26 protein-coding genes are annotated in these 24,045 nt (G+C 74.1%); 13 read left to right on the plus strand and 13 right to left on the minus strand.

Annotated elements, in window-relative coordinates:
* Positions 1 to 55: 55 nt before the first annotated feature.
* On the minus strand, positions 56 to 1,294 hold the full coding sequence (locus ACFVSN_RS10160; protein WP_387954436.1) for a glycosyltransferase: 1,239 nt from the start codon (positions 1,292 to 1,294) through the stop codon (positions 56 to 58).
* A gap of 191 nt (positions 1,295 to 1,485) precedes the next feature.
* On the opposite strand from ACFVSN_RS10160, the gene ACFVSN_RS10165 reads away from it, so the two are divergent.
* Positions 1,486 to 1,752: a GlsB/YeaQ/YmgE family stress response membrane protein gene (locus ACFVSN_RS10165; RefSeq protein ID WP_380437327.1), complete on the plus strand. Its 267-nt coding sequence runs from the start codon at positions 1,486 to 1,488 to the stop codon at positions 1,750 to 1,752.
* Positions 1,753 to 1,802: 50 nt separating this feature from the next.
* Here ACFVSN_RS10165 and ACFVSN_RS10170 read toward each other — a convergent pair whose 3' ends face one another.
* The 6 genes from ACFVSN_RS10170 to ACFVSN_RS10195 form a co-directional block, all read right to left on the minus strand.
* Positions 1,803 to 2,726, minus strand: a complete 924-nt coding sequence (locus ACFVSN_RS10170) for an ADP-ribosylglycohydrolase family protein (RefSeq protein WP_387954438.1) — start codon at positions 2,724 to 2,726, stop codon at positions 1,803 to 1,805.
* 110 nt (positions 2,727 to 2,836) lie between these two features.
* Positions 2,837 to 3,424, minus strand: a complete 588-nt coding sequence (locus tag ACFVSN_RS10175) for a TetR family transcriptional regulator (RefSeq protein WP_387954440.1) — start codon at positions 3,422 to 3,424, stop codon at positions 2,837 to 2,839.
* A gap of 107 nt (positions 3,425 to 3,531) precedes the next feature.
* Positions 3,532 to 4,554 carry an aldo/keto reductase gene (locus tag ACFVSN_RS10180; RefSeq protein ID WP_380437322.1) on the minus strand — a complete coding sequence of 341 codons (1,023 nt, stop codon included), beginning with the start codon at positions 4,552 to 4,554 and terminating at the stop codon, positions 3,532 to 3,534.
* Positions 4,555 to 4,683: 129 nt separating this feature from the next.
* Positions 4,684 to 5,184: a (4Fe-4S)-binding protein gene (locus ACFVSN_RS10185; protein WP_387954442.1), complete on the minus strand. Its 501-nt coding sequence runs from the start codon at positions 5,182 to 5,184 to the stop codon at positions 4,684 to 4,686.
* Complete coding sequence (locus ACFVSN_RS10190) at positions 5,184 to 5,486, minus strand: GNAT family N-acetyltransferase (RefSeq protein ID WP_380499944.1); 303 nt, start codon at positions 5,484 to 5,486, stop codon at positions 5,184 to 5,186. Before ACFVSN_RS10190 ends, ACFVSN_RS10185 begins: the two co-directional genes overlap by 1 nt.
* 50 nt (positions 5,487 to 5,536) lie before the next feature.
* Complete coding sequence (locus ACFVSN_RS10195; protein ID WP_387954444.1) at positions 5,537 to 6,349, minus strand: class I SAM-dependent methyltransferase; 813 nt, start codon at positions 6,347 to 6,349, stop codon at positions 5,537 to 5,539.
* Positions 6,350 to 6,523: 174 nt separating this feature from the next.
* On the opposite strand from ACFVSN_RS10195, the gene ACFVSN_RS10200 reads away from it, so the two are divergent.
* The 8 genes from ACFVSN_RS10200 to paaE all read left to right on the plus strand — a co-directional run bounded on the left by ACFVSN_RS10200 (position 6,524) and on the right by paaE (position 15,166).
* The gene (locus ACFVSN_RS10200; RefSeq protein ID WP_387954446.1) at positions 6,524 to 8,008 is read left to right on the plus strand and encodes a sensor histidine kinase; all 1,485 of its coding nucleotides are present in this window, start codon (positions 6,524 to 6,526) and stop codon (positions 8,006 to 8,008) included.
* Positions 8,005 to 8,664 (plus strand): response regulator, encoded by a 660-nt coding sequence (locus tag ACFVSN_RS10205; protein ID WP_387954448.1) that lies wholly within the window; start codon positions 8,005 to 8,007, stop codon positions 8,662 to 8,664. The genes ACFVSN_RS10200 and ACFVSN_RS10205 overlap by 4 nt, the downstream gene beginning before the upstream one ends.
* A 603-nt stretch (positions 8,665 to 9,267) precedes the next feature.
* A complete protein-coding gene (locus ACFVSN_RS10210) occupies positions 9,268 to 10,842 on the plus strand; it encodes a M20/M25/M40 family metallo-hydrolase (protein WP_387954450.1) in 1,575 nt (524 codons plus the stop codon).
* A gap of 275 nt (positions 10,843 to 11,117) precedes the next feature.
* On the plus strand, positions 11,118 to 12,194 hold the full coding sequence (gene paaA, locus ACFVSN_RS10215; RefSeq protein ID WP_387954452.1) for a 1,2-phenylacetyl-CoA epoxidase subunit PaaA: 1,077 nt from the start codon (positions 11,118 to 11,120) through the stop codon (positions 12,192 to 12,194).
* Positions 12,191 to 12,502 carry a 1,2-phenylacetyl-CoA epoxidase subunit PaaB gene (paaB, locus tag ACFVSN_RS10220; protein ID WP_380499938.1) on the plus strand — a complete coding sequence of 104 codons (312 nt, stop codon included), beginning with the start codon at positions 12,191 to 12,193 and terminating at the stop codon, positions 12,500 to 12,502. Before paaA ends, paaB begins: the two co-directional genes overlap by 4 nt.
* 13 nt (positions 12,503 to 12,515) lie before the next feature.
* A complete protein-coding gene (gene paaC / locus ACFVSN_RS10225) occupies positions 12,516 to 13,436 on the plus strand; it encodes a 1,2-phenylacetyl-CoA epoxidase subunit PaaC (RefSeq protein ID WP_387954454.1) in 921 nt (306 codons plus the stop codon).
* Between the two features lie 29 nt (positions 13,437 to 13,465).
* On the plus strand, positions 13,466 to 13,984 hold the full coding sequence (paaD, locus tag ACFVSN_RS10230; protein ID WP_380489652.1) for a 1,2-phenylacetyl-CoA epoxidase subunit PaaD: 519 nt from the start codon (positions 13,466 to 13,468) through the stop codon (positions 13,982 to 13,984).
* Positions 13,985 to 15,166, plus strand: a complete 1,182-nt coding sequence (gene paaE, locus ACFVSN_RS10235; protein ID WP_387954456.1) for a 1,2-phenylacetyl-CoA epoxidase subunit PaaE — start codon at positions 13,985 to 13,987, stop codon at positions 15,164 to 15,166.
* Positions 15,167 to 15,254: 88 nt separating this feature from the next.
* Here paaE and ACFVSN_RS10240 read toward each other — a convergent pair whose 3' ends face one another.
* Both ACFVSN_RS10240 and ACFVSN_RS10245 read right to left on the minus strand, forming a co-directional pair.
* The gene (locus ACFVSN_RS10240; protein WP_387954457.1) at positions 15,255 to 16,418 is read right to left on the minus strand and encodes an NAD(P)-binding domain-containing protein; all 1,164 of its coding nucleotides are present in this window, start codon (positions 16,416 to 16,418) and stop codon (positions 15,255 to 15,257) included.
* Positions 16,419 to 16,542: 124 nt separating this feature from the next.
* Positions 16,543 to 16,914: a YbjQ family protein gene (locus ACFVSN_RS10245; RefSeq protein ID WP_359957476.1), complete on the minus strand. Its 372-nt coding sequence runs from the start codon at positions 16,912 to 16,914 to the stop codon at positions 16,543 to 16,545.
* Between the two features lie 124 nt (positions 16,915 to 17,038).
* Between ACFVSN_RS10245 and ACFVSN_RS10250 the strand changes: the two genes are divergently transcribed.
* From ACFVSN_RS10250 to ACFVSN_RS10260, 3 genes are all read left to right on the plus strand, one after another.
* A complete protein-coding gene (locus tag ACFVSN_RS10250) occupies positions 17,039 to 17,971 on the plus strand; it encodes a hypothetical protein (RefSeq protein WP_380437296.1) in 933 nt (310 codons plus the stop codon).
* Positions 17,972 to 18,015: 44 nt separating this feature from the next.
* A complete protein-coding gene (locus ACFVSN_RS10255; RefSeq protein ID WP_380437294.1) occupies positions 18,016 to 18,531 on the plus strand; it encodes a hypothetical protein in 516 nt (171 codons plus the stop codon).
* 136 nt (positions 18,532 to 18,667) lie between these two features.
* Positions 18,668 to 19,378: an aminoacyl-tRNA hydrolase gene (locus ACFVSN_RS10260; protein ID WP_387954459.1), complete on the plus strand. Its 711-nt coding sequence runs from the start codon at positions 18,668 to 18,670 to the stop codon at positions 19,376 to 19,378.
* A 195-nt stretch (positions 19,379 to 19,573) separates the two neighbouring features.
* On the opposite strand, the gene ACFVSN_RS10265 is transcribed toward ACFVSN_RS10260, so the two are convergent.
* Entirely contained in the window at positions 19,574 to 20,692 is a 1,119-nt protein-coding gene (locus tag ACFVSN_RS10265; RefSeq protein ID WP_387954461.1) for a fatty acid desaturase family protein, read from the minus strand.
* Between the two features lie 7 nt (positions 20,693 to 20,699).
* A complete protein-coding gene (locus ACFVSN_RS10270; protein WP_387954463.1) occupies positions 20,700 to 21,764 on the minus strand; it encodes a ferredoxin reductase in 1,065 nt (354 codons plus the stop codon).
* Positions 21,765 to 21,851: 87 nt separating this feature from the next.
* Here ACFVSN_RS10270 and ACFVSN_RS10275 point away from each other — a divergent pair, with 87 nt between their 5' ends.
* Entirely contained in the window at positions 21,852 to 22,991 is a 1,140-nt protein-coding gene (locus tag ACFVSN_RS10275; protein ID WP_380437286.1) for a PucR family transcriptional regulator, read from the plus strand.
* A gap of 153 nt (positions 22,992 to 23,144) precedes the next feature.
* Here the strand turns inward: ACFVSN_RS10275 and ACFVSN_RS10280 are convergent, their stop codons facing one another.
* Positions 23,145 to 23,507, minus strand: coding sequence for an ArsR/SmtB family transcription factor (locus ACFVSN_RS10280; protein WP_387954465.1), 363 nt, complete (start codon positions 23,505 to 23,507; stop codon positions 23,145 to 23,147).
* On the minus strand, positions 23,504 to 24,004 hold the full coding sequence (locus ACFVSN_RS10285) for an SRPBCC family protein (protein WP_387954467.1): 501 nt from the start codon (positions 24,002 to 24,004) through the stop codon (positions 23,504 to 23,506). Before ACFVSN_RS10285 ends, ACFVSN_RS10280 begins: the two co-directional genes overlap by 4 nt.
* Positions 24,005 to 24,045 lie beyond the last annotated feature (41 nt).

Here is a 24,045-nt window from a genome sequence, read left to right on the forward strand (position 1 = left end):
GTCACCTGTCGTCCGTTGCTTGTCGTCCGTCGCTGGTCGCGCGCACCGCTCCCCGTCAGCCGGCAGCCCGCTCGACCGCCGCGAGGACCTTCGCCGTGCCGTCCTCGGCGGCGAGCGTGGCGGCCACCCCCGCGGCCCGGTCGCGGTACCAGGGATCGTCGAGGGTCCGGCGGATGGCGGTCGCGAGGCGGGCGGCGGTGAGGTCGCGGAGGGGGACCGGGCCGGGGGAGACCCCGAGCCGAGCCAGGCGCGCCGACCAGAACGGTGCGTCCAGCTGGGCCGGCACCGGGATGGCCGGTGTGCCGCAGCGCAGGGCCGCGGCCGTGGTCCCGGCGCCCGCGTGGTGGATCACCGCGGCCACCCGCGGGAACAGCCACTCGTGCGGGGTGTCGCCGATCGTGAGCACATCGTCCGTGTCCGCCGCGGTGAGCTCGCTCCACCCCGACTGCAGGACGGCGCGCACCCGGGCGGCACGGACCGCCGCGAGGACGGTGGCGGTGAGCCGCTCCGGATCGGGGACGACCAGGCTGCCGAATCCGACGAACACCGGAGGCGGGCCCGCCGCAAGGAAGTCCAGCAGACGCTCCGGCGGCTGCCATCGCCGGTCCGGGCACGGCCACCAGTACCCGGCGACGTCCAAGCGCGGGTGCCAGTCGGTCGGCCGAGGAATGACAGTGGGCGAAAACCCGTGCAGGGCCGCGTGGTTGTGCCGCGCGCGGGCGATGCTGAGGCGCGGCAGGCCGAGGCGGCGGCGCAGCGCGCGGACGGCGGGGGCGAAGAGCTGGTCCGTCGCGGTCTGGACGGCGTGGCCGGCGAGCAGGTTGCCGGGCCCGCCGAGCGACCGGGTTCCCGTCACGGCCGGTGCGAACTCCCGGGTGGGAGCGATCGGTTGGAGGTAGAGCCCGATGCTGGGAATGCCGGCGGCCTCGGCGGCGGCCTGGCCGAGCGCGCTGGTGGTGCTGGTGGTGAGCAGGAGGTCGGTGCCGAGTGCGGTGGCGTCGGCGATGCCGTCCCCGAGTGCCGGCATGAACTGACGGCCCAGGCGGAGAAGTCGGAGTACCACGAGCGGTCCCGAACCGGCTTTCAGCAGGCGCCGCCCTTCGTCCGAGGCGAGTGCGGCCCGCGGGTCGACGGGCAGCGGGCGGAATTCGAGTCCGGCGGCGCGCACCTGGTCGGCGAACGTGGTGTGGGTGGCGACGGCGACCTGGTGCCCGGCCGCTCGCAGGCGGGTGCCGAGCCCGGTGAAGGGGGCGACGTCGCCCCGCGATCCGGCGGTGGCGATCAGGATGCGCATGGCCGCAGTATCCCGGCGCCGCCGCCGTGCCGGGAGGGTGCCACGCCCGTGCGTCCACCCTGCGGCCGCCCGTGTACGGGGCCCGGTCGGCGACCGTCCGCCAGTGCGTGCCGGAACCGGCGGACCGCCCTCGGGCGTCCGTACCGGCAGAGCGGTCGGACGGGGCCGTCCGCTGGAGAACGGGAGGGCACATGAGCATCGTCGCCTGGATCGTGCTGGGCCTGATCGCGGGAGGCCTCGCCAAGCTGCTGCTGCCGGGGAGGGACCCGGGCGGCCTGATCGTGACGACCCTGATCGGCATCGCCGGGTCCTTCGTCGGCGGCTGGATCTCCGCGCGCTTCCTGCACCGGCCGGTGGCGACGCACTTCTTCGACCTGGCGACCTGGGCGTCGGCGATCGGCGGCGCGCTCGTACTGCTGATCATCTACCGGCTGCTGTTCGGCAACTCCCGGCGCTGACCAGGCCCGGTGGACGGTGGCCGGTGGACGGCGGCCGGGCGCCCCGCCGGTCAGACGGTCGCCGGCAGCTCGGTGACCCAGTCCGGCAGGTCCTCGCGGGCGGCCAGCCAGGCGGCGGGGACGCCGGCGAGGCCGGTCCGGGCGGCGACCACCCCGGCGGCGATGGCGCAGGTGGTGTCCTTGTCGCCCCAGCCTTCAAGGGTGTGCCAGATGGCGTCGGGCAGCGAGTCCAGGTGCCCGGCGGCAGACCAGAGCGCGAACGGCACGGTGTCCGGCGCGGACAGCCGGAAGCCCGAGCCGAGCACGTTCGCGGCGTGCCGGACACTGGTGTGCTCGGGCAGTCGGGCGGCGATCCGCAGGCCGGACCGCACGTCGCCGTCCGGCAGCCGCCCGGCCACCTCGGCCAGCAACTCGGCGCGGGAGGGCGGGTTCTGACCCCGGCTGCGGACAGCGAGCGCCGCGGCGAGTGCGACGGCGACCGAGCCGGCGACGGCCTCCGGGTGGAAGTGCGTGGTGAGCGCCTGGAGTTCGGCCTGCCGGGCCACCTCGTCCAAGTCGTGCGCGAACCACGCGCCGAGCGGCGCGACCCGCATGGCGGTGCCGTTCCCGTGCGAACCCTGCCCGTCGAACTGGGCGGCGGTGACGATCCGCCAGTCCTCGCCCTGATCTATCGCGCGCAGCACCCGGTGCATCGACGGGCCGTACTTGCGCCCGTACTCGCGGGCGTACTCCGCGGCGAAGTCCCGGGCCAGCGAGTCCTGTTGGATCTCGCCGTGGGTCGCCAGGTGGCGGACGAGGACGAGTGCCATCGCGGTGTCGTCCGTCCAGTGCCACGGCGCGGGCCGGGTGAGGCGCGCCGCGAGCGCGTCCGGGGCCTCGTCGAGCGGCACCGAGAACCAGCGGTCGCCGAAGGCGTCGCCGAGGGCGAGTCCGTGCAGGCTGTCGAGAACGGGACCGGTGGTGCCCGCGCGCATGTCATCCTCCGAGTGAGATCAACCGTGCGCGGAAGTCTGCACGAACACCGGGCGGACCGGCGACCGGTTTTCGCTCCGGCGCCGGCCCGCCCGGGCCCGGACGTGCGCCGTCACCTGGCGCGCAGGCCGTTGAGGATGAGCGTCCAGAGGGCCTCGAAGCGCTCGTTCGCCTTCGAGTCGGACCACTCGCCCGCGTACGCGGGGTCGTGGAAGTGCGCCGTGGCCTCGAAGACGGCGCGCGCCGTCGTGAGGATGTGGGCGAGCTTGAAGTCCTTCTTCTCCATGCCGTCCTGGACGATCTGCGCGATCTGGCGGACCATCGTGTCGATGTGCGCCTCGACCGTGCCGCTGTTCTCCTCGACCAGCACCATGTAGGTCGCGAACAGCTGCGGGTCGTCGAGCGCCTTCTTCCGCTTGGCCGCGAACAGCGTCACCAGCCAGCGGTGCAGCCGCTCCTCGGCCGGGCCGCCCTCGATCGAGATGTTCGCGAGCACGAAGTGCGCCTGGTCGAGCCAGCGCTGGGTGACGGCCTCGCGCAGCGCGGCCTTGCTCGGGAAGTGGCGGTAGACGCTGCTGTGGCTGACGCCGAGGATCCGGGCGACGTCCACGACGGTGGCCTTGGCCGGGCCGAACCGCCGCAGGACGTCCTCCGCAGCGGTCAGGATCTGCTCGGCGGTGAGGGTGGTGTCCGTCGTCACGGGAGGTACGTCCTTACAGGAGGGCCGCCCGCCGTGGGGGCGGACGGCGGCGGTACGGGCGGGGGTGTCTGGCGTGCGGTGTGCCGGCCGGGACGTGCTCCGGCCGGTCAGCGCTCGCTGTCGAGGCGGGCCATCTGGTCGGCGGCGTACCGCTCGCCCGCGGCCGAACCGGCGGGGACGACCGCCTCGATGGCCGCGAGGTCGGCGGCGGTGAGCTCGACGTCGAGCGCGCCAAGCGCCTCCGCCAGGCGGTCCCGGCGGCGGGCGCCCACCAGCGGGACGACGTCCTCCCCGCGCGAGGCGACCCAGGCGATGGCGACCTGCGCGACGCTCGCGCCCTTCGCCGTCGCCACGTCGCGCAGCGCCTCGACGAGGGCGAGGTTGTGGGTGAGGTTGTCGCCCTGGAAGCGCGGGCTGTGGCCGCGGAAGTCGGTACCCGCCAGCGGGCGTTCGGTGTTCCAGTGGCCGCTGAGCAGGCCGCGCGAGAGCACGCCGTAGGCGGTGACGCCGATGCCGAGCTCGCGGGCGGTGGGGAGGACGGCTGCCTCCGCGGACCGGGAGAGCAGCGAGTACTCGATCTGCAGGTCGCTGATCGGGTGCACGGCGGCGGCCCGGCGCAGGGTGTCGGCGCCGACCTCCGACAGGCCGATGTGGCGCACGTAGCCGGCCTTGACGAGGTCCGCGATCGCGCCGACCGTCTCCTCGATCGGGACGTTCGGGTCCAGGCGGGCCGGGCGGTAGACGTCGACGTAGTCGGTGCGCAGGCGGCGCAGGGTGTAGGCGAGCGCCGTCTTGGTGGCGGCGGGACTGGTGTCGTAGCCGACCCACTGGCCGGACGGGTCGCGCTGGGCGCCGAACTTGACGCTGATCTGCACGTCCGAGCGGTCGCGGCCGCGCAGGGCGTCGTGGATCAGCAACTCGTTGTGACCCATGCCGTAGAAGTCGCCGGTGTCGAGGAGCGTGATCCCCGCGTCGAGGGCGGCGTGGATCGTGGCGATGCTCTCGGACTCGTCGGCGGGGCCGTAGAGGTCGGACATGCCCATGCAGCCGAGGCCGAGGGCGGAGGTGAGCGGGCCGGCGGCGCCGAGGGCGCGCTGCGCGGGCTTCGGGGTGCGGTCGGAAGCAGACATGAGGGCTCCAAGGGTCGGTACGGCGCCGGGAGGCGATGGACGAAGTGACCCGGGTGCCACTATGGCACGACAGCGAACAGATTTCAAAATCTGTTTGCTGTCATCTGTTATCTGAAATCTGTCATCTGTCTACTCGCCACTCGCAGCCCCGCCATCGGTGGCCTCGCCCCCGCCATTCGTGCCCCCGACATCCGTGCCCTCAGCCCCGCCCCCGCACGCGCCGCTCCGGTCGCGGTACGGCTGCTCGGCGCTGCGTCCGCACCCGCACAGCATCGCCCTCGGCGTCTCCCGCACCTCGCCGTCCGGGCCCGCCACGCGCAGCTCGCCGCGCAGCAGCAACCGCCCGTCCGCGGTCCGCGTCACCGTCGTCGGCCGGTCCGGCGGTTCCGCCTCGCCGTCCGCGAGCCGGTAGCGCAGCGCGCCGGTCGGGCAGCGCCGCACGACCTCGGCGACGTCCGCGGCGGGCGCCGCGTCCGGGGAGATCCACGGCCGCCGACCGGTGTCGAACACCGCCGGCAGCCCGTGCACGCACTCGGCGGCGTGCCGGCAGATCCCCGCGTCGAACGTCACCGTGATCCCCGCGGCCTCGTACGTTTTCGCGCCGCGCGCGGCGGTGCCGTCGCCGCCCATCAGTCGCTCACCCGGCTGCGGTTCTCGTACGCGAGGTCCGTGTACTCGGGGTGGCGGATCATCCAGGCCTTGATGAACGGGCAGGTCGCCAGCACCGGCAGGTTCCGGGCGCGGGCGTCGTCCAGCGCGGCGCGGGCCAGCGCGCCCCCGACGCCCTGCCCCTCGAAGTCCGGTTCGACCACCGTGTGCGGGTACACCACCAGGTTGTCGCTGCGCAGGTACTCGGCGAAGCCCGCCATGCGGTCGTCCACCCAGGCCTCGAAGCGATTCCGCTCCTCGGCATCACGTACGGACAGGGTCATCGCGGGCTCCTCGCTGCCGGAATCGCGGGGCCGGGCGTGGCCCCGGTCCATCATCGAGCGGCCGGAGCCGCGTCGCCCGTCGGTTCGCCGGATACCGTGGCCGTGTCCTCGCCGGCCAGGGGGCGGAGTCCGGTGCGCGGCGCCGCGTCCCAGGCCGCCCGGCCGCCCGGGGCGCGCAGCAGGCAGGCCCGTGCCGGGGGCAGGTTGCGCCACACCGTCCGCTCGCCCAGTCCGTACGCCGCCTCGAACCGTCGCAGCAGGCGGACCACCGCCCGGTGCCGGGCGCCGCGCCGTGGTCCGGAGGTGAGGGTCCGGGCGGCCGTCGTCCCCAGGTAGCCGAAGTACGTCAGCTCGCCGCCGGGGACGAGCAGCCGCACGTACAGGTCCAGGAGCCTTCGGACCTGCGCCGGTTCGAAGTTGGTGAACGGCAGCCCCGACACGATCGCGTCGTAGCGGCCGCCCGCCGGGCCCGCCGCATCGTCCAGCTCCTCGACCCGGCAAGCGGAGAGCCGCAGTTCGAGCCCCGCCGGACGCGCGGCCAGCACCCGGTCCTCGCGCAGCCGGTCCGCGAAGCGCGGGTTCGCCTCGACGACGTGCAACCGGTCGCCGGGGCGCAGCACTTGGACCAGCCGCCGGGTCGCCACACCCGTTCCGGCGCCGACCTCCAGTACCGAGATCGGCCGGTTCGGACGGCTGGTCGTCGGAATGACCAGCGCGTTCACCAGCTCCGCGCTGCTCGGGGCCAGCGCACCGGTGTCGTGGAAGGTGCGCAGTGCCTCGGCGAAGAACAGGAGATGGTCGCGGGTCGCCGATTGGGGTGAGCTGTCGTGCGGAGATGATGAGTCGGACCATTCGTTCGTCATGCCGTCGACGCTAGGAGCGCCTGAAGTCCCCGGAATCGGCCGACGGACCGCGCCGACCCCTGACGAAAGTCGAGGGTCCCGGTGACCGCAAGGAGGGGGCCGCGCCGCGTCGGCCGCCCGTAGCATCGAGCCGGACGGATGGAGGGATCGTCGGGAGAGGACGGGGGTGGGCCGATGCGCACGGGCCCGCTCGGCTGGTACGGACCCGGCCGCCGCCCATGGGTCGACACGCTGCTCCTGCTCGCCGTCCTCGCGCTCGCCGTCGAGGAAGCGCTCGTCCACTGGTCCCGCACGGACGATCCGTTGCGTGTGCCGGAGGCCGTCGCAGCCACCCTCGCCTCGCTTTCCCTGCTCCTCGCCCGCCGGTATCCGGTGGCCTCCGCCGTGCTGCCGGTCCTCACCGGCGGTCTGCTCAACCGCGCCCTGCCCGGATTGTTCAGCGTCTACCACCTCGCCTATCTCGGCCGCGTAGGTCCCGCCGTCGTCGGCGGCACCGCCATCGCCGTGCTCAACGCCACCCGGGCCGACACACTGGTCGGCTGGGCCGGCACCACCGGATCCCAACTCCTGCTCCAGGCCGCGACACTGTCCGTCGGCCTCTGGCTGCACGGTCGCCGCGTCCTGATCCGCACCCTGCGCGAACAGGTCGAAACACTGAGCCGCGAACGGGAGTTGCGCGCCGAGCAGGCCCGATCCGCCGAACGGGCCCGCATCGCACGGGAGATGCACGACGTCCTCGCCCACCGCCTGAGCCTCCTCGTGCTGCACGCCGGAGTCCTGCGCGACCAGGCCAGGGCCGGTACCGTCGCCGAAGACCCCGACCGGCTCACCCACCGGCTCGAACTCCTGCGCACCACCGCGGCCCACTCCCTCGACGACCTGCGCGACGTCCTCGGGGCGCTGCGCGCCGACTCGCCGCCCAGGCAGCAGTCGCGCGAACCGAGGCCGCTGGACGGTGAACCGAGGCCGCAGGACGGTGAAGCGGGGTCACGGGCGGAGGAGTCCGCGCGGGTGGCGGCGCCTCCCCTGTGCGATCTCACCGAGCTGGTCGGCGAGGCCGTGGAGGCCGGACAGGAGGTCGAACTCGCCCTCGTCGGCGATCCCGACACCGTCCCGACCACCCACCGCCTGGCCGTGCACCGGCTGGTCCAGGAGGCGCTGACGAACGCCCGCAAGCACGCGCACGCCGCACCCGTCACCGTCCGGGTCGGCTACGGAGCCCCGGCCACCACCGTCGAGGTTCGTAATGGTCCAGGATCGGCGACGCCCAACGGCTGTGCGAGTGGCGGAGGTTACGGCCTGGTGGGGCTCGCCGAACGTGTCGCCGCGCTCGGCGGACACCTCGACGCCGGGCCGGACGGCAGTGGCGGCTACCGCCTCTCGGCACGCCTCCCGGCAGCGGAGCGCCCGTCGCAGGCGCTCCCGGAGGTCCCTGCCGCGCATGGGGCGGTGTCGGCTGGAGCGGACGGTCCGCGGCGGCGGCCAGGCCGACCGGATCCGGACGGTCGGGTTTCGGCCGAGTCGGACGCGGAAGGGCCGGATTCCGCTGGGCCGGTTTCGGCCAGGCCGTCGACAGACAGACCGGATCCGGACATAGTGCCCGGCCCGCCCATCCTCCTGACCCCCACTCCGCCCCCGCTGCCCGAGGACGTCCCATGATCCGCACAATGGTGGTCGACGACGACGCACTGGTCCGGCTCGGCCTCGTCGACCTGCTCGCCCAGGACCCGGGGCTCGTCGTCGTCGCCGAGGCCGCCGACGGCCTCCAGGCCGTCGAACTGGCGGCCGCCCGACGGATCGACGTCGCGCTGATGGACATCCGGATGCCCCGCCTCGACGGCATCGCCGCCACCCGCCGCCTGCGCGAGCTGCCCGAGGCCCCGCGCGTCATCGCGCTCACCACCTTCGACCTGGACGAATACGTCTACCGGGCGCTCGCCGCGGGTGCCGACGGCTTCCTGCTCAAGGACACCCCGCCGGCCGAGATCGCGCGGGCCGTGCACGTCGTCGCCGGCGGACAGGGCATGCTCCACCCGTCCGCCGCCCGCCGCCTCATCGACCGCTACCACCGCACGGGCGCGCCCCGGTCCGTCGCGGCCCGCAACAGGGTCGCCGGGCTCACCCCGCGTGAGACCGACGTGCTGCGCGAACTCGCCGACGGACTCTCCAACGCCGAGGTCGCGGGCGTCCTCGGGATGCGGGAGAGCACCGTCAAGGCACACGTCAGCCGGATCCTCACCGCCCTCGGCGTCGGCAACCGCGTCCAGGCCGCGCTGATCGCACGCGACGCAGGGCTGGTGGCGGACGGCGCCTGAGCCCGGCGCGTCCCGGCACCGCCTCCGGCTCCCGGCCCGGCGGGTGACCCCGATGCCCCTGGTCGCGCCCCGGATTCGTACCGCGCGCTGAGCCCGTGTCACCCATCCGGCGTGGAAATGCGGCGCCTTGGCGGTTTGCGCTGCCGAAGCGCGGCGGCGGGTCCATGGTGGAGGTGGACGCGATCCGGCGACCGCGTCCGCGCGCCGAACCGGGCCCGCACGCCGAGCGTCCGCCGCCGTTCCCCGACGGGTGCCCGAGGCTGGGTCCGGCCCGGCACGCTGGGAGCAGGGCCACCTCGCAGGAAGCCGAACGGTTCTTCTAGGCTCACATCTCGGCTTCCCTGCGGTGCGCTCACCGCGCCCACCGCTACGAAGCCGCCGTCCACGGGGCACCGGGTGAACCGGAGCCACCGGATCGAGCGAGGAGGACGCAATGCCAAGCACGCCGACCAGCCGTTCCACCGCAGTTGGGCCGGACGGGCCGTCCGGACGGACCGCCCACCATTCCGGCCGCCCGGCCCGGCCCGCCCGGGTCCGGCACGCCGGATGGACCGGCCGGCCGGTGCGGCCGCTGAATACCGGCGGCGGCCGAGGAGGCGAGCGTTGAGTCCCCAGATCGTCGGGTCGCCGCGTGCGACCGCGGCCGCCACGACTGCACCGGCCGCACCCGGACCCGCCGCACCCGCGCCCGCCGCACCCGCGCCCGCCGCGACTGCGCCCGCCGAGGCCGCACCCGCCGCGACTGCGCCCGCCACGACCGCGCCGAAGTCCACGCCCAGGACGACGTCCACCGCAGCCTCCGCGCCGGTGCCCAAGGCCGCCTCCTCCGTGAACGCCACTGTGACCGCCACCGGGAGGGCGACCGTGCCTGGCGCCACCGAGGGCGAGACTCGGTCCGAAACCCGGTCCGAGGCCCGTGCTGCGGCCCGGTCCGAGACCCGTGCTGCCGACACCCATGTCGTCGAGGCCCGGCCCGGCGCCGTCGCCCAACCCGCCTCCACCGCCGCGCTCCCCGGGCTCCCGCAGGCCCTCAGCACCCGCGCCCGGACCCTCGCCGGCGGCGTCCGGCGCCGCTGCGCCGACCTGGCGCGGATCGAGTCCCCGAGTGGTGACGCTCCCCGACTCGACGCCCTCGCCGAGGAGTTGGCCGCCGGCTTCCGTGCCACCGGAGCCACCGCCCGTCGCGAACCCGGTCCGGCCGGCGACCACCTCGTCCTGGAGTGGGTGGGGCAGGACGAGACCCTGCCCCACCTGCTCATCGTCGGCCACCACGACACCGTCTGGCCCGTCGGCACCCTCGCCGACTGGCCCGTCGCCGAACAGGACGGCACGCTCACCGGTCCCGGCGTCGTCGACATGAAGGGCGGCCTCGCCGTCCTGGAAGGCGCGTTCGCGCTCCTCGCCGACCTCGGGCAGCGGCCGCACCGCAGCGTTCGGGTGGTCGTGGTGTCCGACGAAGAGATCGGCAGCCCGGACGGGCGGCGCCTCGTGGAGCGCCAACTGCGGGGCGCCGCAGCCGTCCTGGGCCTCGAACCGCCGCATCCGGACGGCCGGCTCAAGACCGCCCGGCGCGGCAGCAGCCGGGTGCGGCTCACCGTCACCGGCCGGGAGGCCCACGCGGGCAACGATTCCCGCGACGGGGTGTCGGCCGTCGACGAGCTCGTCGACCAGCTCGTCGTGGTCCGCGGCCTGGCCGGTCAGCCCGGAACGGAGCTCAACGCCGGTCGGATCAGCGGCGGTTCGCGTGCGAACGTCGTCGCGGGGCGGGCCGAGGCCGAGCTCGGCCTGCGGTTCTCCACCGCCGAGGCGCAGCGCCGGACGCTCGACAACCTGGCCCGACTGACCGCCCTGCGGCCGGGGGCGCGGGTGCGCACCGAGGTGCTGTCGAGCCGTCCGGCGTGGCCGGAGCGCTCGGGCAATCCGCTGCTGAGGCACGTCCGTTCGCTCGCGGCGGTGCTGGGGCAGCAGCTCGACGGCGGTCCGGCGGGCGGCGCGGGGGACACCAACCTGCCCGGCTCGCGAGGACTGCCGACGCTGGACGGCTTCGGCGCGGTCGGCGCCGGGGCGCACGCCCGGCACGAGTACATCCGGATCGATCAGCTCGCTCCCCGGATCGCCCTGCTCGCCGCGCTCCTCGCGGTGCCGCTGCCGAGGCTGCGGGACCGCGCGGAGGGCTGACGGGCGGGCGGCTGACGACTGACGACGAACAGATGACAGCGAACAGATAACAGATGACAGCGAACAGATTTTGAAATCTGTTCGCTGTCATCTGTCTGTCCACCCGCACCGCACCCCCGCACCTCCTGACGCCCCTGCGTCCCCGCATCCCCCGTCACCCGCGCCATCCCCGCCACCCTCATCCCTTGCCAGGGCCCTGCCTCGCCGCGCAGAATGGTACCGACCGAACGGTCAGTCGGTTGATGCGCGGCGAAGGCACGTGAGAGGGGACCGTGGTGACAGCAGAGGTGGCCGAGCCGGTCCCCGCACAGACGCAGGAGGAGCGGTTCGAGGCGGTGATCGCCGCCGAACAGCGGATCGAGCCCCGGGACTGGATGCCCGACGCCTACCGGGCGACCCTGATCCGCCAGATCGCCCAGCACGCGCACTCCGAGATCATCGGCATGCAGCCCGAGGGCAACTGGCTCACCCGCGCCCCGTCGCTGCGCCGCAAGGCGATCCTCCTCGCGAAGGCCCAGGACGAGGCCGGCCACGGCCTCTACCTCTACGCCGCCGCCGAGACGCTCGGCGTCGACCGCGCCGAGCTGACCGAGAAGCTGATCTCCGGCCGCCAGAAGTACTCCTCGATCTTCAACTACCCGACCCTCACCTTCGCCGACGTCGGCGTGATCGGCTGGCTGGTCGACGGCGCCGCGATCTGCAACCAGGTGCCGCTGTGCCGCTGCAGCTACGGCCCGTACGCCCGCGCGATGGTCCGGGTCTGCAAGGAGGAGTCCTTCCACCAGCGCCAGGGCTACGAGCTGCTCATGACCCTCATGCGCGGCACCGACGCCCAGCGCCGGATGGTCCAGGACGCAGTCGACCGCTGGTGGTGGCCGTCGCTGATGATGTTCGGCCCCTCGGACGCCGACTCCCCGAACACGGCCCGGTCGATGGCGTGGCGGATCAAGCGCCACACCAACGACGAGCTGCGCCAGCGCTTCGTGGACATGACCGTCCCGCAGGCCGAGCACCTCGGCGTGACCCTCCCCGACCCCGAGCTGCGCCGGAACGACGAGCGCGGCGGCTGGGACTTCGGCGAGCCCGACTGGGCCGAGCTGACCCGCGTCATCAAGGGCCAGGGCCCGTGCAACGCCCAGCGCGTCGAGCGCCGCCGGGCCGCCCACGAGGACGGCGCCTGGGTCCGCGAGGCGGCCGTCGCCTACGCGGAGAAGCGCGCCGCCGAGCACCGGGGCGCCGAGCACCGGGGCACCGAGCACCGGGGCACCGAGCACCGGGGCACCGAGCACGGGACCGCCGAGCACCGCGCCGGCGGGCAGCCCAGCAGCACCGAACAGGAGAACGGAAAGTGACCGAGTCCAACGTCGACGGCGCCGCCAAGGCCGGCTGGCCGCTGTACGAGGTGTTCGTGCGCCCCCGGCGCGGCCTGAACCACGTCCACGTCGGTTCGCTGCACGCCTCCGACGACCGGATGGCCCTGCTCGCCGCCCGCGACCTCTACACCCGCCGCAACGAGGGCGTGAGCCTGTGGGTGGTCCGCTCGGACGCGATCACGGCCTCCACCCCGGACGAGCGGGACCCGTTCTTCGAGCCCAGCGGCGACAAGATCTACCGCCACCCGACCTTCTACGACATCCCCGAGGATGTCCCGCACATCTGACGGGGGAACCACCGTGCACGACCACACCGCACCCGCCGGCACCGCCGCCGCACCGGACGACGACCACGTCTACCTCAGCCTCTCCGAGGCCGCCCCCGGCCCCGAGGGCGAGGGCCGCTGGGCGTACGGGACGGGCTTCGCCGACCCGCTGCTCGGCGTGGACAGCGCCTTGCCCGAGGGCGTGGACGGCGCCGACCTCGCCGCCTACTGCCTGATGCTCGGCGACGACGCCCTGATCCTCGCCCAGCGGCTGATCGAGTGGTGCACCCGCGCGCCCGAGCTGGAGGAGGAGGTCGCGCTCGCCAACCTCGGCCTCGACCTGCTCGGCCAGGCCCGCCTGCTGCTCACCAGGGCCGGCCAGGCGGACGGCACCGGGCGCACCGAGGACGACTTCGCGTACTGGCGCGAGGAGCACGAGTTCCGCAACGTCCGCCTCGTCGAGACGCCGAACGGCGACTTCGCGCACTCGGTCGCCCGCCTGCTCGTGTTCGCGACCGCCCGCGGCGCGCTGTACGAGGCGCTGAGCGCCCACCCGGACCCGGTGCTCGCGGCCGTCGCCGCCCGCGGCGTCAAGGAGCTGACGTACCACCGCGAGTACGCGACCGCCTGGACGCTGCGGCTCGGCGACGGCACGCCGTACTCGTCGGCGCGCATGCAGGCCGGGCTGGACGCGGTGTGGCCGCTGCTGGAGGAGCTGTTCACGGCGCACCCGGTGGAGCTGCGCGTGGGCGTCGACCCGGCGGTGCTGCGCGAACCGGTGCTGCGCTCGCTCGCCGCGGTCCTCGCCGAGGCGGGGCTGACGGTGCCGGACGTGCTGCCGCTGGCCACCGTCCTGGGCCGCGCGGGCCGGGACGGCGTGCACACGGAGGTACTGGGACCGCTGCTCGCGGAGCTGCAGGCGGTGGCCCGCGCCCACCCGGGGGCGACGTGGTGACGGGCGCGGGCGTGTCGGCGGAGCCCACCGTGCGGGACCTGGCCCGCGCGATCGCCGCGGCCGTCCCGGACCCGGAGCTGCCCATGCTCACCCTGGCCGACCTGGGGGTGCTGGCCGACGTCGAGGCGGACGGCGCCACGGGCGCGGTGACCGCCTGGCTGACCCCGACGTACTCGGGCTGCCCGGCCGTCGCGGAGATGGCCGCCGACGTCGACCGCCGCCTGCGCGCGGCCGGCTACCGGGACGTCCGGGTGCGGCTGCGGCTGGACCCGCCGTGGTCCACCGACATGATCACCGCCGAGGGCCGCCGCAAGCTCGCCGAGGCGGGCATCGCCCCGCCGCGCCCGGGCGCGGGGGCCGCTGGTGCGGCGCCGGTCGCGCTCACCCTGGGCCCCACCCGGACGGCCGCCTCCGCCGCCCCAGTGCCGTGCCCGCAGTGCGGGAGCGCCGACACGGAGGAGCTGTCCCGGTTCGGTTCTACCGCCTGCAAGGCCCTCTGGCGCTGCCGCGCCTGCCGCGAGCCGTTCGAACGCGTCAAGGAGATCTGAATGCCCGCCGCCAGCACGGAGACCAGCGCCGAGACCAGCACGGAGACCAGTGCCGAGACCAGCGCCGAGACCAGCGCCGGGATCAGCGTCGCGGCTCCCGCGGCCGCTCGCCGCCCCGTCTTCCACCACCTGCGGATCTCCGGGATCGAACGGCTCTGTGAGGACGCCGTCGCGGTGACCTTCGCCGTGCCGGACGCGCTCGCCGCCGCGTACGCGTTCCGGCCCGGGCAGACGCTGACGCTGCGCCAGGAGGTGAACGGCTGCGACGAGCGCCGCTCGTACTCGATCTGCGCCCCCGCCGGCGGCCCGCTGCGGATCGCCGTCCGCGAGGTGCCGGGCGGTCTGTTCTCCCGTCGGCTGGTGCGCGAGGCCCGGGTCGGCGACGAGCTGGAGGTGCTCACGCCCACCGGCCTGTTCAGCCCCGAACTCGGCGTCCCCGCCGACCACGTGCTGCTCGCGGCCGGCTCCGGCATCACCCCGATGCTGTCGATCGCCGCGTCCGTCCTGGCCGCCGACCGCGCCTCCACCGTCACCCTCCTCTACGGCAACCGGCGCAGCGACACCGTCATGTTCGCCGACGAGCTGGCCGACCTGAAGGACCGCTACCTCGGCCGCTTCCAGCTGGTCCACGTGCTGTCCCGGGAGACCAGGGACGCCGAACTGCTCAGCGGCCGTCTGGACCCCGAGCGGGTGCGCGCGCTGCTCGGCGCCCTCGTGGACGTCGGGCGGGTCGGGCACTGGTGGCTGTGCGGCCCGTTCGGCATGGTCGCCGGGGCGAAGGACCTGCTCGCCGAACTGGGCGTGCCGGGCGAGCGCGTCCACCAGGAGCTGTTCCACGCCGAGGACGAGCCGGTCACGGAGCGGGCCGACGACCCCGACGCGGCGGACGCCGGGGCGGACGGCGTGCACAGCGAGGTCACCGTCGTCCTCGACGGGCGCGGCAGCACGCTCTCCCTCCCGCGCGACCGCTCGATCCTCGACGGGGCCCAGCGCTCCCGCCCCGACCTGCCGTTCGCCTGCAAGGGCGGCGTCTGCGGCACCTGCCGCGCGCTCGTCACCGACGGCGAGGTGGAGATGCGCCGCAACTTCGCGCTGGAGGAGAAGGAACTGGCCGCGGGCTACGTCCTCACCTGCCAGGCCCGCCCGCTGACGGACCGGGTGACGGTCGACTACGACCGCTGAGCTGACCCGGGACCTGCCGCCGGACCGCCGTCAGCTGGATCCGGACCGCGCCCGGACCGCGCCCGGACCGTGTCGGACCCCGACCACGTCAGACCCCGACCGGGTCGGGGCGCCTCGTCGGCTCACCCGCCGGCTCACCCGCCAGATCCCCCGCCGGGTCGCCGAGCAGGCGGACCAGGTCGTTGACGGCGGCGCGCCCGGCCCGGTTGGCGCCGACCGTGCTCGCCGACGGCCCGTAGCCGACGAGGTGGACGCGCGGATCCGCGGTGGCCCGGGTCCCGGTGAGGGCGATGCCGCCGCCGGGGGAGCGCAGCCCGAGCGGGGCGAGGTGCCCGACCTCGGGGCGGAAGCCGGTCGCCCACACGATCGCGTCCACCGCCGACTCCTCGTCCCCCCAGGCGACTCCGTGCTCGGTGAGCCGGTCGAACATCGGCCGGCGGTGCAGCGCGCCCAGCTCCTCGGCACGCCGGTACGCGACGGACGGGCCGAGCCCGGTCACGCTCACCACGCTGCGCACGGGCAGTCCCAGGCGGACCCGCTCCTCGACCTTCGCGACCACTGCCCGCCCGTACTCGGGGGTGAACGGCCCCTCGTGGAAGACCGGCGGGGTCCGCGTGACCCACACCGTCTCGCCGACCGCCGCGACCTCCGACAGCACCTGGATCGCGGACGCCCCGCCGCCCACCACCAGCACGCGCTTCCCGGCGAACTCCGCCGGCCCGCGGTACTCGACGTAGTGCAGCTGCCGCCCGGCGAAGTGGCCCGGGTAGTGCGGCAGGAACGGGCGGGTCCAGGTGCCGGTGGCGTTGATCAATGCCCGGGTGGACCAGGTGCCGTGGTCGGTCTCGACCAGCAGCCGCGAGTCCGGCCGGTCCGACTCGGCGCGCACCGCGTGGACGGTCACGGGGCGCACGACGGGGAGCGCGTGCCGCGCCTCGTACGCCGTGAAGTACCCCGGCACGACCTCGCGGGCGGCGGAGGCCGGGTCGGGCGCGGGCAGTTCGGCGTCGGGCAGGTCGTGGAAACCGTGCACGGTGGCCATCCGCAGGGAGGGCGAGCGGTGCGCCCACGCGCCGCCCGGACCGCTCCCCGCGTCGAGCACGACGAAGCCGCCGTCGGCGTCCGCCCGGTAGGGGGCGAAGCCGCGGCGGCGCAGGTGGTAGGCGGCGGACAGGCCCGCCTGCCCGGCACCCGCCACCAGGACGTCCACCCGCCGCTGCCCCGCGTCGTCGGTTGCACCGTAAACAGTCACGCCGATGAAACATCGGGGGGTGGGGCGGGTGTTCCCCGCAGTGCCCGGCAGCCCCGGGCGGCTCCGGGGAGCCCCGGAGCCCCCAGGAGCCCCCCGGGGGCACGGATCAGCCGGACCGGCCGCCTCAGGTCGTCGGGGAGATGACGGCCGCCGTGCCGTACGCGCAGACCTCGGTGCCGACGTCCGCCGCCTCCGTCACGTCGAAGCGCATCATCAGGACCGCGTTGCCCCCGCGCGCCTTGGTCTGCTCGACCAGCCGCTCCATCGCCTCGTTGCGGCTCTCCACCAGGGTCTTCGTCAGACCCTTCAGCTCGCCGCCGATCAGCGACTTCAGCCCGGCACCGATCTGGCTGCCGATGTGCCGGCTGCGCACGGTCAGCCCGAACACCTCGCCGATCACGTGGTCGACGCGGAAGCCGGGGATGTCGTTGGTGGTCACGACCAGGACGTCGGCGTTCGGGCCCTGCCCGCCGCCGTACTCGTTGATGTCAGCCATGGGCCCCATCCTGCCGCCGTCGCGCGTCCGAGTGACAGAGGCGTGGCCGGGGCGTGGCGGACAAGGTGTCCGGAAGCTGGTTCAGACCGGTGATCGGGCGGCCGAAAAGCCGTACCGTAGCCCCATGGGCGAGCGAAGCGATCATCCACAGGGGCCGGGCGCGGCGGAGGACTCCGGTGCGCAGGAGATCGAGGCGACGGTGGTGCTGGGCCTGCGGATCACCAACTGGCCGGCGCTGCGCGCCGCGGCGATCGCGGCCGTGGAGGAACTGGACTTCGACGGCATCGATCCGGCGGGCCAGCGCCGCGACCTGCTGCGCGAGGTGGCCGAGGACGCCAACGCGGCACTCGGCGCGCTGCTGCACCCGGACCGGCTGGTGGCCGCGATCCCGGGCGTCGAGGCGATCGGCGGGACGCTGGAGATCAGCGTCACCGAGGACTTCGCGCCGGATTTCGCCGAGCTGTTCCCGCTGGAGGGCGACGACGAGGACGGCGGCGGCGCGGGCGGGGACTGGACGCTCACCCCGCGCACCGCGTGCCTCCTGCACGCCCAGCTGCTCGGGCTGGCCGACGCCGCGTACGACGACCTCGACGAGCACGGGGACGACCCGGTCGCCGACGGCGAGGACGCCGACTGGACGGTCTTCGCCCGGCTGCCCCAGCGCACCTGGCGCCTCCACCGGGGCTGGCGCCGCGGGATGGCCCGGGCGTTCGACGACCTGGCCGACGACCTCGCGCTCGGCGAGTGGCCGCTGCCGCGCTGCCTGGCCGAGGAGATCGCGCTGCGGATGGCCCTCCTCGACGCCCGCGCGCTGCTCGGCGCGCAGCCCGAGTCGGTGGCCGACATGATGGGCGACCTGCCCGCCGACCTGTACGACTACGACTGGGACGGCTGCCACGACGAGCTGTTCGGCGTCTACGGGCCGGACGACGGCGACCCGGAGCTCGCCACCGAGCAGCGCACCGAGCTGCTGCTGGCGGCGACGCACCCGGAGGGCTGGTTCCTGGCCTACGAGGACGCGGAGGAGCGGGACGGCCAGCGCGGCTACCGGCGCTGACCCGCCGTCCGGCGCGTTCCGGGGGCGGCGGCTAGGCTGCGGACATGTCCGATGTATCTGATATGCGCGACGTGCCCGCAGGCCCGGACGGGCTCCCGGCGGCCGGGGACGACCAGTTCCTCTCCCGGATCGCGCTCGGACTGGACGGCGTGCAGGCGGCGCAGCGCGGCCGCACGGCCGAGGCGCGGGCCAGCTTCGAGGCGCTGTGGGAGGCGCTCGGCGAGCGCGGCGACGTCTTCCACCGCTGCGTGCTCGCCCACTACCTGGCGGACCTCCAGGACGACCCGCGGGCCGAACTGGAGTGGGACCGCCGGGCGCTGGCCGCCGCCGACTCGCTGACCGCCGAGCGGGCCCAGACGTACGAGTCCGCGCTCCAGGTGCGGGCGTTCTACCCGTCGCTGCACCTCAACCTGGCCTCCGACCACCTCAAGCTGGGCGAGGCCGACCTCGCGCGCGAGCAACTGGAGCGTGCCGTCCGCAGCCTGGACGCCCTGCCGGAGGACGCCTACAGCGCGGGCATCCGTGCGGCGGTGGACGAGCTGCGGCAGCGGCTGCGGTAGCCGCCGGCGGGTCTGGCCGGCGGGGTGTGGCTGGCGGGGTCTGGCCGGTGGGTGTGACCGAAGGGTGCGGCCGAGGGCAGGGGCCGGGCGGGACCTGCCGTGATCGGGTGACCCGGGGGGCTGGCATGCTGGACGGGTGACTTCTCCGTTCGATGCCCCCGTTCCCGTGCCCACCTCGGACGACCGCGACGGCCGGCCGCAGTACGTGCTGCCGCTGGTGGTGCGGATGGAGCGGGCCACGCCGCCCGGGCGGACGGACGCGCTGGAGACCTCGGCCCGCGCCGTGCTCACGCTGCTCGCCGACCCGCGGGTCACCGAGGCGGACGGCGAGTGGACCGAGCGGGTCGCCGCGTGGGAGGACGCGCGGATCCGCAAGGTGGTCCGGCGGGCCCGGGGCGGGGAGTGGCGCCGGGCCGGCGAACTGCCCGGGATCACCGTGCGGGGGCGGGAGGCGGAGGTGCGGGTGTTCCCGCCGGTCCCGCTGGACGGGTGGCCGAAGGAGCTCGCGAAGCTGCAGGTCTCGGGGACGGACCTGGAGGAGACCGAGGAGATCGGTGCCCCCCAGGCGGGCCTGCCGGTGCTGTGGCTCAACTCGGACGTGGAGATGAGCGCGGGCAAGACGATGGCCCAGACCGGGCACGCGGCCCAGCTCGCCTGGTGGCGGCTGGACGAGGCGCAGCGCAAGGAATGGGCCGAGTCCGATTTCGCGCTCGCCGTGCGGACGCCGACGCCGGAAGCGTGGGCGGAGCTGGTGGCGAGCGGCCTCCCGGTGGTCCGCGACGCGGGCTTCACCGAGATCGCCCCCGGCAGCTGCACGGTGATCGCGGAGCACCCGGCGCTGCGCTGAGCCCGAGAACCGGATGCCGTCGGCGCGTCGACGGTGCCCCGGAGCGGAGCCGGCGCCCGGCCTCCTCGGTCCTGCCTGGCCGGGCCGGGTCGACGCCGTGTCGGGCTGCCGTCCCGGCCGCCGTGGTCCGCGGGCCGTCGAGCGTGGCGAGGGCTCCCGCGCGGATGTCGTCACCGGGAGGACCAGTACCGGGCGTCAGGCCGCGATGAGCTCCTTCTCGCGGGCCGGTGTCTCGGCCTTGGGCTTCCTGTTCGGCAGCGAGAGCCGGAAGACCTTGCGCCACGCGGAGAACACCTGCTTGGGCAGCGGCCCGGTGACGTACTCCAGCTCGTACTTCTCGAACAGCGCGCGCACCTTCACCGCGACTTCGGCGTACCGGTTGCTCGGCAGGTCCGGGAACAGGTGATGCTCGATCTGGTGGGACAGGTTGCCCGTCATGAAGTGCATGGCCCTGCTGCCGCTGATGTTCGCCGAGCCCATCATCTGGCGCAGGTACCACTGGCCGCGCGTTTCGCCCTTGACCGACTGGCGCTCGAAGACCTGTACGCCCTCGGGGAAGTGCCCGCACATGATCACCGAGTGGGTCCAGATGTTGCGGACCAGGTTCGCGGTGAACGTGGCGGCGAGCGTGGTGAGGAACGACGGGCCCGACAGCAGCGGGTGGATCACGTAGTCCTTGAGCACCTGCTTGCGGATCTTGCGGCCCACAGCCTTCGCCCGCGCGCGGAACTCCGGGTTCCCGCGGCGGCGCTTGTGCAGGTTCTTGCCGAGTTCGAGGTCGTATGCCGCGATGCCGTACTCGAAGAAGCAGGCGTTGACGAAGTTCCACAGCGGCTGGCCGAGGTGGAGCGGGTGCCACTTCTGGTCCTCGTCGACGCGCATGATGCCGTATCCGAGGTCGTTGTCCTTGCCGATCACGTTGGTGTACGTGTGGTGCAGCTCGTTGTGCGAGTGCTTCCACTGCTCGGCCGGCGAGACGTGGTCCCACTCCCAGGTGGTGGAGTGGATCTTCGGGTCCCGCATCCAGTCCCACTGGCCGTGCAGGACGTTGTGGCCGATCTCCATGTTGTCCATGATCTTCGCCACGGACAGGCCGGCGGTGCCGAGCAGCCACGCGGGCGGGAAGATCGAGAACAGCAGCACGCCCCTGCTGGCCAGCTCGAGCTTGCGCTGCGCCGAGATGACCTTGCGGATGTAGGCGGCGTCCTTCTCGCCGCGGTCGGCGATCACCGCGTCGCGGATCGCGTCCAGCTCGCGGCCGAGCTCCTCGATCTGCTCCGCGGTCAGGTGGGCGGTGGGGTCGATTGCGGTCAAGGTGCCTCTACCGTTCGATGTCGCAGGGGCCCGCCGCGGCGGACACGCAGGTCTGGATGAGGACGCCCGGCTCGGCCTCGGTGATCTCGCCGGTGCGCAGGTCGCGGACGGCGCCCGCCTTGAGCGGCGTGACGCAGCCGAAGCAGATGCCCATGCGGCACCCGGAGGGCATGAGCACGCCGGCTTCCTCGCCGATGTCCAGCAACGGCGTGGCGCCGTCCGCGTCGACGGTCTTGCCGGTGGTGCTGAACGTGACCTCGCCGCCGCCCTCGCCGTCGTCGCTGGCGACGATGCGGGGGCGGAACCGTTCGGTGTGCAGGCGCTCTCGGACGCCGTGTTCGGTCCAGTGCCCCTCTGCGGCGTTGAGCAGGCCCGCGGGCCCGCAGGCCCAGGTCTCGCGCTCGGCCCAGTCGGGCACGAGTTCGCCGAGGCGGGCGACGTCGAGCCTGCCGCCCGTGGAGGTGTGCACCTCGGTGAGGCGCAGCTTCTTGTCCGCGACCAGGCCGTGCAGTTCGTCGCGGAAGATCACGTCTTGCGGCCGGGGCGCGCAGTGGACCATGACGACGTCGTCGAACTCGATGTCGCGCAGCATGCCCATCACGGGCGTGATGCCGCTGCCGGCCGTCAGGTAGAGCACCTTGGCGGGCTTGGCGCGCGGCAGCACGAAGTCACCGGTCGGCTGGTCGAGCTGGACCAGCGTGCCCGGTGTCGCCCTGCGGACGAGGTGGTTGCTGACCTTGCCGTCCGGGATCGCCTTCACGGTGATCGTGATGCGGCCGTCCCGGCGGTCCGTCGGTGAGGTGATGGAGTAGGAACGCCACAGGCGCCTCCCGTCGACGTCGACCCCGATCCGTACGTACTGACCGGCCGTGTGGCCGCGCCAGCCCCGTCCCGGCCTGATCACGACGGTCGCGGCGTCACTCGTCTCGGGGTGCACGGCCTCGATGCGCCCACGCAGGTCGGCGCCCGCACGCAGCGGGCTGACCAGGTCGAGGTAGTCCGACGGCAGCAGCGGCGTCGTGACCATCTCCAGCAGTTTCCACGCCCTGCTGCGGAGCGCTGCACTCGTCATGACTCCAGCTTGCTGCGCCTCGGGGCGTAAAGTCCTGACCGTAGGACGTAAATCCGATCGGCTGAGTTGTTCGCAGGGAACAAGAACATGAGCCAAGCAATCCGGAGGGCCGGCGAGCTGGTCCTGGACGAGACGACGGTCACCGCGCTTCGGGCCGCGCTGACGGCCACCGCCGACGAGGTCGTCGAGGCGATCATCGACGAGGTCCCTCCCTACGCCAACGCGCTTTCGGGCCGCATGGGCGGCACCATCCGCCGAGCCGTCCGCACCGCCCTGGGGCACTACCTGGACCTCGCGAGCGGGAACGCCACGGGCGGCGACGCCGGTGACGCGGCCTACGAGCTGGGCCGCGGCGAGGTGCGGGACGGCCGTTCGATGGACGCCCTGCTCAGCGCCTACCGCGTCGGCGCCCGTGTGGCCTGGCGATGCCTGGCAGCGGGTGCCGTGCCCGCGGGTCTGCCCGCCGCCGAGGTCGCCAAGTTCGCCGAGCTGACCTTCGCCTACATCGACGAGCTCTCCGCCGCGAGCGCCGCGGGCCATGCCGACGAACTGGCCGCCCGGGGCAGGGCCCAGGAGCGCCACCTGGAACACCTGGCCCGCGACCTCCTCGCCGGCGCGAGTCCGGACGTGCTGCTGGCCTCCGTTCAACGGGCCGGGTGGCAGCCCCCGGTTACGCTGACCGCGGTCCTGCTGCCCGCCGCCCAGGCCCGGCCCGCCTACCGCGTGCTCGACCCGAGCACCCTCGTCCTCGACGATCTGCCGGACGCCACCGGTGTGCTGCTCGTCCCCGATGCCGACCGGCCGCACCTCCTGCGGCAGCTGACCGACCGCACCGCCGTGGTCGGCCCGGCACGGCCATGGATTCGTGCGTCCGCCTCGTACGCGCGAGCCGTCCGTGCGCGCTCCCTCTCCTCTGAGATTCGCGACACCGAGGACCACCTGCCCGAGCTGGTGCTGAGCGCCGACGCGGACGCGTTCGCAGACCTGCGTACCCGAGCCCTCGCGCCGTTGCGGACCCTGCCTGTCGCGACCGCGCGGCGGCTGGAGGAGACGTTGCGGGCGTGGCTGCTGCACCAGGGCAGGCGGGACGAGGTGGCGGCGGCGTTGTTCGTCCATCCTCAGACGGTCCGGTACCGGATGTCGCAGCTGCGGGAGCTGTTTCCGGATCTCGCCTCGCCCGACCGGGTCCTTGAACTGACCCTGGCGGTCGGCCTTCGGGGCGGCTGACGCGTACTTCGACCGCCCACGGCTGTGTCTGGCCGCCTCGCCCGAGCGGCGAACGGTGGTCGGGCGACGGCGAACAGGTAACAGCGAACAGATTACAGATTTCAAAATCTGAAATCTGTTATCTGTTCGCTGTTTGTCGTCACCCGACGGCGGTCACTCCGCCGCCCTCGCCCCCTCCGCCGCCGTCGCGCCCTCCGCGAGGTGCTTGATGGCCAGGAGGCGCCGGTCCCAGGCGTCGGCCAGGTCGGCCATCCAGCGGGCGGTGGCCGTGAGGGTGTCGGGGGCCGGCCGGTAGCGGACTTCGCGTCCGGCGCGATGGGCGGCTACGAGGCCCGCCTGGTCGAGGACGGCGAGGTGCTTGACGATCGCCTGCCGGGTGACGGGGAGTCCGTTGGCGAGCTCGGTGGCGGTCGCCGCGCCCCGGGCGGCCAGGGCGTCGAGGACGTGCCGCCTGGTCGGCTCGGCGAGCGCGGCCAGTACCGCCGCGACCGGATCGCTTCCGTGCTCCGGTGTCACGCGGGCAACTTCGCGACATGGAGGACGAGTTCGGGAAGCTTCCGATCCCATCCGGCGCTGTTCTGCTCGTGACGGGCCAGGATGGCTTCGGCGGGCAGGGCGAGGGTGGCGAAGCCGCTCTCGACCATCCGCAGTCGGGTGCCGCCGGGAACGGTTGTGAGGGTGAACCGGACCAGCGTGGAGTTGTCGGCGGCGGGCTCCTCCCCGGCCGCGCCCTGCGACCAGCGGTAGGAGAACACCGCGGGCCGCTCCACCTGTTCGATCCAGGCGGGCAGCGTGCCGTGCACCCCGTGGTCGAAGACCATGCGCCCGCCCGGCCGCAGGTCGATCTCGGCCGGGGCGCCGCTGCCGAACCAGCGGCCCAGGAACTCGGCCCGGGTGAGGATCTGCCAGACCCGCTCGCGGGGTGCCGCGATGACGATCTCGCGTTCGATGCTGTCGGCGGCCGTGCCGTCGGTGACCGTGCTGTCGCTGACCATGCCGTGGATCTCCCCCATCCGGTGCCGTTGTGTGCAAGTCCAGCGTTGCACGTCGATCC

It is taken from the genome of Kitasatospora sp. NPDC057904 (assembly GCF_042887925.1).
Classification (GTDB): Bacteria; Actinomycetota; Actinomycetes; order Streptomycetales; family Streptomycetaceae; genus Kitasatospora.